The sequence below is a fragment of the Cellulomonas hominis genome (assembly GCF_005239125.1).
In the GTDB taxonomy this organism is placed as follows: Bacteria; Actinomycetota; Actinomycetes; order Actinomycetales; family Cellulomonadaceae; genus Cellulomonas; species Cellulomonas hominis_A.
Window position 1 is genome coordinate 1 of sequence record NZ_SZYE01000160.1, and the last position, 9,272, is coordinate 9,272.

Annotated in this window: 5 protein-coding genes and 1 rRNA gene; 1 reads left to right on the plus strand and 5 read right to left on the minus strand. The window is 74.4% G+C overall.

Annotated features, from left to right (window positions below; translation table 11 throughout):
• A 5S ribosomal RNA gene (rrf, locus tag FA014_RS15490) occupies positions 1-114 on the plus strand; the annotation flags it as partial.
• An 867-nt stretch (positions 115-981) separates the two neighbouring features.
• Here rrf and glgB read toward each other — a convergent pair.
• The 5 genes from glgB to FA014_RS15515 form a co-directional block, all read right to left on the minus strand.
• Positions 982-3,165 (minus strand): 1,4-alpha-glucan branching protein GlgB, encoded by a 2,184-nt coding sequence (glgB, locus tag FA014_RS15495; protein WP_154730553.1) that lies wholly within the window; start codon positions 3,163-3,165, stop codon positions 982-984.
• Positions 3,166-3,238: 73 nt separating this feature from the next.
• Positions 3,239-3,895, minus strand: coding sequence for a GDSL-type esterase/lipase family protein (locus FA014_RS15500; protein WP_230323230.1), 657 nt, complete (start codon positions 3,893-3,895; stop codon positions 3,239-3,241).
• A gap of 49 nt (positions 3,896-3,944) precedes the next feature.
• Positions 3,945-5,324, minus strand: a complete 1,380-nt coding sequence (locus FA014_RS15505; protein WP_154730554.1) for a maltokinase N-terminal cap-like domain-containing protein — start codon at positions 5,322-5,324, stop codon at positions 3,945-3,947.
• On the minus strand, positions 5,321-7,015 hold the full coding sequence (treS, locus tag FA014_RS15510) for a maltose alpha-D-glucosyltransferase (protein WP_419178413.1): 1,695 nt from the start codon (positions 7,013-7,015) through the stop codon (positions 5,321-5,323). Before treS ends, FA014_RS15505 begins: the two co-directional genes overlap by 4 nt.
• Positions 7,016-7,158: 143 nt before the next feature.
• On the minus strand, positions 7,159-9,156 hold the full coding sequence (locus tag FA014_RS15515; RefSeq protein WP_154730557.1) for an alpha-1,4-glucan--maltose-1-phosphate maltosyltransferase: 1,998 nt from the start codon (positions 9,154-9,156) through the stop codon (positions 7,159-7,161).
• Positions 9,157-9,272: the final 116 nt, after the last annotated feature.

The window sequence follows — 9,272 nt, forward strand, 5'->3', positions numbered from 1 at the left end:
GGCGGTCATAGCGAAGGGGAAACGCCCGGTCCCATTCCGAACCCGGAAGCTAAGCCCTTCAGCGCCGATGGTACTGCACTCGCCAGGGTGTGGGAGAGTAGGACGCCGCCGGACATCATTCAGAGAAGCCACCCCTTCGGGGGTGGCTTTCTCTGTTTCTGCACCCAACACCCGCACGCGCCACGACACGTGCGCTGCCCGCCCGAGGCACCGAGCTCCATCGCGCGCCCGGGCGCCCCGCTCCACCGCACGCCCGGGGCCCCCGCTCCACCGCACGCGCCAGGCCCCCGGCTCGACCGTTCGCCGAGTGTGCAGTACTTGCAGGGTTCCGGGCGGCCAAAGGCAGCATCTTCTGCACTCTCGGGGGCAAGGCCCCCTGAGCAGCAGAGCGGACCTGGAGTCACGGCCCCGGACGTCCCCGCTACCACCCGGGCACCCGGCCCGGCCGGCCATTCGCCGAGCGGGAAGTAGGTGTGGGCTTCAGGGCGTCGAAGTCAGCATCTTCTTCGGGCTCGGCGGGCATTGCCCGCGGATCCTTGGTCGCGCAGTGGGACAGCCACTCGTGACGTGTTCGGCGGGGACGCGCCGAGTCCCCCCGCTCCCAGATGTGCGATGCCTGCCAGGCCTGGCGCGTCCGTCTCCTGCCGAGCAGCGGACGCACAGCACGCGCTCGGTCGCGGACACAGAGCGCGGGGCGGGTCGGGGACGCAGAGCTCGCGACGGGTCGCTGGCGAGCTCGCGAGCGCGCTCGGGAGGCACGCCGGCCGGCTCCCGTCGAGTCCGCAGGACACGCTGGTTTCAGCTCAGCGGAACCAGCAGGTTCTGCATTCTCGGCGCCCTGGTCCCGGCGGGACCCTGGGTGTCCCGTGCGAAGCCCTGGTCCCGCGCGGGACCAAGCCGTCCCCGCGCGGCGTCCTGGCCGTCCCCGCGCGGCGTCCTGGCTGGCCCCTGCGGCGCGCGGGTGAGGCCGGGATCGGGTCGTTACGCCGGGACCAGGTAGAGGACGCCCAGGGGCGGGACGCGCAGGGTGGCCGAGAACGCCCGCCCGTGGTGCGGCTCGGGGCGGGCCTGCACCTGCCCGAGGTTGCCCACGCCGGAGCCGCCGTACTCCTCGGCGTCGGTGTTGAGCGCCTCGATCCAGGTGCCGCCCTGGGGGAGCGCCAGCCGGTAGTCCTCGTGCGGCACGCCGGAGAAGTTCACGACGACCGCCACGACGTTCCCGCGGTCGTCCCGGCGCAGGTACGCGAGGACGTTCCGGTCGGCGTCGTTGGCGTCGATCCACTCGAACCCCTGGGGGGAGTGGTCGAGCGCCCACATGGCGGAGTGGGACCGGTAGAACCGGTTGAGGTCGCGGACCGCGGACTGGACGCCGCGGTGCGGCGCGTGGTCGAGGAGGTACCAGTCGAGGGAGCGGGACTCGGCCCACTCGGTGCCCTGCGCGAACTCCGTGCCCATGAAGATGAGCTGCTTGCCGGGGTGCGACCACTGGTAGGCGAGCAGGGCCCGGACGCCGGCGCGCTGCTGCCAGTCGTCGCCGGGCATCTTCCGCATGACGGAGCCCTTGCCGTGCACGACCTCGTCGTGGCTGATCGGCAGGACGAACTGCTCGGAGAACGCGTACACCAGCGAGAAGGTGGCCTCGTGGTGGTGGTAGCGCCGGTTGATCGGCAGCTCGGCGAGGTAGCGGAGCGTGTCGTTCATCCAGCCCATGTTCCACTTCAGGCCGAACCCGAGACCGCCGCCGCTGGTGGGCGTGGTGACGCCGGGCCAGGCGGTGGACTCCTCGGCGATCATCATGACGCCGGGCGTGCGGCGGTAGGCGGTGGCGTTGGTCTCCTGGAGGAACGCGATCGCCTCGAGGTTCTCGCGGCCGCCGTGCACGTTCGGGGTCCACTGGCCGGGCTCGCGCGAGTAGTCGAGGTAGAGCATCGAGGCGACGGCGTCGACCCGCAGGCCGTCGGCGTGGAACTCCTCGAGCCAGTACGTGGCGTTCGCGACGAGGAAGTTGCGCACCTCGTTGCGGCCGAAGTTGAAGACGTAGGTGCCCCAGTCGAGCTGCTCGCCGCGCTGCGGGTCCGGGTGCTCGTACAGCGGGGTGCCGTCGAACCGCGCGAGGGCCCACTCGTCCTTGGGGAAGTGCGCGGGCACCCAGTCGAGCAGCACGCCGATGCCGGCGCGGTGCAGGGTGTCGACGAGGTGCCGGAAGTCGTCGGGGTGGCCGAACCGGGAGGTCGGCGCGTAGTAGGACGACACCTGGTAGCCCCAGGAGCCGCCGAACGGGTGCTCCGAGACGGGGAGGAACTCGACGTGCGTGAAGCCCGTCTCCAGGACGTACTCCGTGAGCTGCTCGGCGAGCTCCCGGTAGGACAGGCCCTGCCGCCAGGAGCCGAGGTGCACCTCGTAGATGCTCATCGGTCCGGAGTGCGGGTCGTGCGAGCGGCGGTGGTCGATCCACTCCTGGTCGCCCCAGGTGAAGTCGGACTCCACGACGACGGAGGCGGTCGCCGGCGGGACCTCGGTGCCCTTGGCGAGCGGGTCGGCCTTCTGCCGCCAGGAGCCGTCCGCGCCGACGACCTCGAACTTGTACCGGGTGCCGGCGCCGACGCCGGGCACGAACAGCTCCCAGACACCGGAGTCGCCGAGCGAGCGCATGGCGTGCTGGGCGCCCTGCCAGTGGTTGAAGTCGCCGACGACCCGCACGGCGCGCGCGTTGGGGGCCCAGACGGCGAACGCGGTGCCGGTGACCTCGCCGAGCGTGCCGGGGTACCGGTGCACGTTGGCGCCGAGGACGGTCCACAGCTGCTCGTGCCGGCCCTCGCGGATGAGGTGCCGGTCGAGCTCCTGGACGGTCGGCAGGTAGCGGTACGGGTCGTCGACCCGCTGGGTCTCCGTGCCGTAGGTGACGTCGAGGCGGTAGTCGACCGCCTGCGTCTCGGGCAGCAGCGCGACCCAGATGCCGTCCTGCTCGTGCACGGCGGGCGTGCTCCCGTCGGCGGTGACCACCACGACGGCGTCGGCGAGCGGCCGCAGGGTCCGCACGACGAGCCCGCTCGGGGTGACGTGCGCACCCAGCACGGAGTGCGGGTCGTGGTGCGTGCCGGACGCGACGGCGCGCAGGGTGTCGTGGTCGACGGTGACGGGCGACGTCTCGGCCGGGCGGTTCATGTGCCCACCCAACCACCACCGGGGCGTTCGCGCAGCCAGACACCGGGCGCACGGCCGCCGCGACGGCGGCGGATCAGTCCCGGAGCACCGCACCGCCCGCCGCGGCCCACCACAGGTCCGCCAGCGCACGGTGCCCGGCGGGCGTCGGGTGCACGCCGTCACCGGCCAGCGCCGCGGCGCCGTGCTCGGCCGCGAGGGCCGCGAGGTGGGTCCCGGCGGGGACGAGGACGGCGCCGTGCTCGGCGGCGAGGCGGTGCACGGCGGCGACCTTCGCGCCCAGGTCCTCGTCCCACCACCGCTCCTGCTCCGGGGTCACGGGCAGGACGAACGGCTCGACGAGCACCAGGCGGCGCACCCCGGCGGCGAGCGCCGCCCCGAGCAGCGCGCGGTAGGTCGCCTCGAACGCCTCGGCGGGGGTCACGGCGCCGCGGTCGTACCGGCGCCAGGTGTCGTTGATGCCGACGGCGACGGACAGCACGTCGGGGCGCTCGGCCAGGACGTCGGCGTCCCACCGCGCGGCCAGGTCGACGGCCCGGTCCCCGCCGACGCCGCGGTTGGTGACCCGGCACCCCCGCAGCGGCCCCTCGGCGAGCAGCCGGACGTAGCCGTGGCCCAGGTGCTCCGGGTCGGCGCGCCGCCCGCAGTCGGTCACGGAGTCGCCGACGAGCAGGACGTGCGTCGGTGCGGGCTCGGGCACGCCGGGGACGCCGGCCGGGGTCGCGGGGCTCACGCCCGGCAGTCTGCCAGCCGCACCCGGCCCGCGGTCGGCCGGCCCCGGGTCAGCCGATGAGCCGCTGCACGCCGGCGAGCGGGATGGGCAGCCAGTCCGGCCGGTTGCGGGCCTCGTACACGGCCTCGTACAGCGCCTTGTCGAGCTCGAGCACCCGCAGCAGGTGCGCCCGGGTGCCGGGGTCGAGGTCGGTGCTCTCCGCGGAGTAGCCGGCGAGGAACGCGGTGCGCGCGACCTCGGTCCACGCCGCCGGCGCGCCGCCGACGGCCGCCGCGTAGTCGAAGGACCGGAGCATGCCCGCGGCGTCGCGGAGCGCGAGGTCCGGCCGGGTGCGCTGGGCCACGGGGAGCAGGGGCTCGCCCTCGAAGTCGAGGACGTACCAGGTGCCGTCGCCGCGCAGCACCTGGCCGAGGTGCAGGTCGCCGTGCACGCGCTGCCGGTGCGGCACGTCGCCCAGCAGCCGGGTCCGCTCGGCCAGGGCGGCGACCGGGTCGGCGAACCCGGCGAGCTCGGGCACGATGCCGCTGGCCCAGGCGAACCGGGCCGCCAGCGCGTCGGCCACGCGGGCGGCGGCGGGGGACAGGCCGGGCTCGGGGTCCGCGGCGTGCCGCCCGGAGGGGGCGGTGTCGGCCTCCGCCGCGGGGAGCACGTCGTCCGGCAGCGCCCGCGCGAGCGCCCGGTGCATCTGCCCGACGACCTCCCCGAGGTCCTCGGCGAGGTCCGCGAACGACGTCCCGCCGCGGGCGAGGTCGCACGCGAGCTCGAAGCCGTCGCGCGCCCCGGGCACGAAGGCGCTGAGCACGCCGAGGTGCCCGTGGGCGGTGCCGTCGCCGTCGGGCCACTCGGCACCGAGCCAGGCGAGGGGCCGCGGGACGTGCGTCCAGCCGACCTCGGCGAGCGCCCGCGGGACGTCGACGTCGGGGTTGTCGCCCTCGGTCAGCCCGCGGAACACCTTGAGCATGGCGGTGCTCCCGTCGGGCCCGGCGCCGGGGAGGATGACGGAGGTGTTGGACTGCTCGCCGGGCACGACCTTCGGGGTGCCCAGGGCGTCGGCCGGCTCCGGCGCGTCGCCGTCGGGCCGGTCGGCCGCGGCGAGCCAGGCGCGCTCGAACTCGGGCCGCCCCGCGCCGTCGACGACGGCGGTGCCGTCGGGCAGCCGACCGACCAGCGCGGCGTCGCCGTCCGCCACGTCCACGCCCAGCACCACGGGCACCTGCAGCACGGCACCGGTGCCGCCGCCCTCGGCGCGCAGCAGCAGGAGCCGCACGGTCGCGGTGCCCTCGGGGTCGCGCAGGGACAGGCCGCCGATCGCGGTGACCCGCGCGTCGACCCCCTTGATCGGGAACCAGCGCCGGCCGGGGAGCCAGGGCGCCAGCAGGGCGGCCAGCGCGTCGTCGCGGTCCTCGTGGGCCACTCGTCGCTCGGTCATGCCGTCGTCACCGCCAGCCAGTAGAAGTCGCGCGAGCCCAGGGTGAACGAGGCCGTCCCGTCGGCCCCGACGGGCGGGAACGGCGCGCCGCCGAACACGTCCCGCAGCTCGGCGCCCGCGAGCTCGGCCGGCAGCCGCACCGTCGTGGCCCGCGCCGTGGAGGCGAGGTTCGCGACGACCAGCAGGGTCTCGTCCGGGCCGCGCCGCAGGAAGGACAGCACCGCGTCGTTGTCGCCCGGCGCGACCTCGAAGGTGCCCCTCCCGAGCGCCGGGTGCTGCCGCCGGACCATGAGCATGCCGCGCACCCAGTGCAGCAGCGACGTGGTCTGCGCGAGCTGCGCCTCGACGTTCACGTTGTTGTAGTGGTGCACCAGCGACTGGATCACCGGCAGGTAGAGCTTGCCCGGGTCGGACGTCGAGAACCCGGCGTTGCGGTCCGGCGTCCACTGCATCGGGGTCCGCACGGCGTCCCGGTCGGCGAGCCAGATGTTGTCGCCCATGCCGATCTCGTCGCCGTAGTACAGGCACGGCGAGCCGGGCAGGGACAGCAGCAGGGCGTGCGCGAGCTCGATCTCCTTGCGGGAGTCGTCGAGCAGCGGGGCGAGCCGGCGCCGGATGCCGATGTTGGCGCGCATCCGGGAGTCCGGGGCGTACCAGCCGTACATGGACGCGCGCTCCTCGGTGGACACCATCTCGAGCGTCAGCTCGTCGTGGTTGCGCAGGAACGTGCTCCACTGGCCGCCGCCGGGGATGGCGGGGGTGTCGGCGAGGATGTCGACGATGGACGTCGCCCGCTGGTCGCGCAGCGAGTAGTAGATCCGCGGCATCACCGGGAAGTGGAAGCACATGTGGCACTCGGGCTCGGTCTCGGTGCCGAAGTAGTGCACGACGTCCTCGGGCCACTGGTTCGCCTCGGCCAGCATGATCCGGCCCGGGAACTCCCGGTCGATCATCGCGCGCAGGTCCCGCAGGAACCGGTGGGTCTCCGGGAGGTTCTCGCAGTTGGTGCCGTCCCGCTCGAACAGGTAGGGCACCGCGTCCAGCCGGAACCCGTCGACGCCGACCCGCAGCCAGAACCGCGCCACGTCGAACATCGCCTCGACCACCCGCGGGTTGTCGAAGTTCAGGTCCGGCTGGTGGCTGAAGAACCGGTGCCAGAAGTACTGCCGGCGCACCGGGTCGAACGTCCAGTTGGACGTCTCGGTGTCGACGAAGATGATCCGCGCGTCCTGGTACTTCGTGTTGTCGTCGGACCACACGTAGAAGTCGCCGTACGGGCCGTCGGGGTCGGACCGGGACGCCTGGAACCACGGGTGCTGGTCCGACGAGTGGTTCATCACGAGGTCGACGACGACCCGCATCCCGCGCTCGTGCGCCGCGGCGACCAGGTCGGTGAAGTCCTCCATCGTGCCGTACTGGGCGGCGACCGCGGTGTAGTCGGAGACGTCGTACCCGCCGTCGCGCAGCGGGGAGGGGTAGAACGGTGGCAGCCACAGGCAGTCGACGCCGAGCCACTGCAGGTAGTCGAGCCGGGCGGTGAGCCCGCGCAGGTCGCCGCTGCCGGAGCCGTCCGAGTCGGAGAACGACCGGATCATCACCTCGTAGAACACCGCGGTGCGGTACCACTCCGGGTCGTCGCTGAGGCCACCCTGCTCGGCGCCCGGCACCGGCGGCTGCCGGCGGGCGGGCAGGGCGGTGAGGGCGATGGCGCCGGTGGCCGGAGCCGGACCCGTCGCCGCGGCGCCGTGCGGGACGTGCCCGCCCGCGCCCGTCACGGTCGGGACGGTGCCCGTCGCGGACGGCACCGGCGTGCCGCCCGCCGCCCCTGCGGGCGTCACACCCGCTCCACCTGGATGACGTGCGCCACCCGGCTGTACGGGTCGAGCCGCACCCAGGGCCGGCCGTCCCAGGCGTAGACCTCCTGGGACAGCACGTCGTGCGCGACGAACCGGGCGTCCGGCTCGAGCCCGAGGGCCGCCAGGTCCAGCTCGACCACGCCGTCGTGCGCCGACCGCGGGTCGAGGTTCACGACCACGAGCACCGTGTCGGGCCGCCCCGTCGGGGACAGGTCGGCGGGCAGGTGCCGGGAGAACGCGACCAGCGACGGGTCGGAGGTCGGGTGCACGGTGAGGTTGCGCAGCTGCCGCAGCGCGGGGTGCGCCCGGCGGATCTCGTTGAGCGAGCGCAGCAGCCGGGCGATGCCGAGCGGCTCCGCGGCGGCCCAGTCGCGGGGCTTGAACTCGTACTTCTCGTTGTCGATCTGCTCCTCGACGCCGGGCCGCGGCACGTCCTCGACGAGCTCGTAGCCGGAGTAGATCCCCCAGGTCGGGGAGCCGAGCGCCGCGAGCACCGCGCGGACCGCGAAGCCCGCCGTCCCGCCGGTCTGCAGGTAGGGCGTGAGGATGTCGTGGGTGGTGGGCCAGAACGACGGCCGCATCCACGAGCCCTGCTCGCCCGACACCTCGGCGAGGTACTCGGCGACCTCCTCCTTGGTGTTGCGCCAGGTGAAGTACGTGTACGACTGGTGGAACCCGACCCGGGCCAGGTTGAGCATCATCGCCGGCCGGGTGAACGCCTCGGAGAGGAACACCACCTCGGGGTGCGCGGCCCGGACGTCCGCCAGCAACCACTGCCAGAACGACAGCGGCTTGGTGTGCGGGTTGTCGACGCGGAACGCGGTGACCCCGTGGTCGATCCAGACCTGGAGCACGCGGCGGATCTCCCGCGCGATGCCCTCCGGGTCGTTGTCGAAGTTCAGCGGGTAGATGTCCTGGTACTTCTTCGGCGGGTTCTCCGCGTAGGCGATCGTCCCGTCGAGCCGGGTGGTGAACCACTCCGGGTGCTCGGCGACCCAGGGGTGGTCGGGGGAGCACTGCAGCGCGAGGTCGAGCGCGACCTCCAGGCCCTGGTCGCGGGCCGCGGCGACGAACGCGTCGAAGTCCTCGAACGTGCCGAGCGACGGGTCGATCGCGTCGTGCCCGCCGTCGGGGGAGCCGATCGCGTACGGCGAGCCCGGGTCGCCCGGCTTCGCGTCGAGCGTGTTGTTGCGGCCCTTGCGGTGCGTGGTGCCGATCGGGTGGATCGGCGTCAGGTACACGACGTCGAACCCGAGGCCGGCGATCCGCGGCAGGTCCTCGGCGGCGGTGCGCAGGGTGCCCGTCGTCCAGGTGCCGGTGGCGTCGTCGTAGGTCGCGCCGATCGAGCGCGGGAAGATCTCGTACCAGGCGCCGGCCAGGGCCAGCGGGCGGTCGACGACCAGCGGGTAGGTGGGCGACGGGCTGACCATCTCCCGCACGGGGTGGGCCGCGAGCGCGACCCGCACCTCGGCGGACAGCCCGGCGGCGAGCCGCGCCTCGGCGGGGCGGGCCCCGTCCCGCAGCGCGGTCGCGGCGTCGCGCAGCAGCTGCGCGTCGGCCGCCGGGATCGTGACCCCGGCGTCGTCGGCCGTGCGGTCGGCGGCGCGGGTCAGCAGCCGGGCGCCCTCCTCGAGCACGAGCTCGACGTCCACGCCCGCATCGACCTTGAGCGGGGCGTCGTGCGCCCAGGTGCCGAACGGGTCGGACCAGCCCTCGACGCGGAAGCCCCACGCGCCGGCCTCGTCGGGCACCAGGCGGGCCTCGTACCGGTCCAGGCCCGGGGCGATGTCGACCATCGTCGCGCGGGCGCGGTCGGTGCCGTCCGGGCCGACCAGCACCGCGGTCGCGGCGCAGGCGTCGTGGCCCTCGCGGAACACCGTGGCGCGGATCGGGACCGCCTCGCCGACCGTGGCCTTCGCCGGCCAGCGGCCCGCCTCGGCGACGGGGGAGACGTCCACGACCGGGATTCGGCCGATGGGCGCGTGGTCCGGGCGGGCCGCCTCGGCGAGGGCCTCGGCGGTGGCGACCGCCTTGGCCGGGCTCGCGGCCTTGCGGGCGCGACGGGTCGGCGCCGGAGCCGGCCGCGCCGACC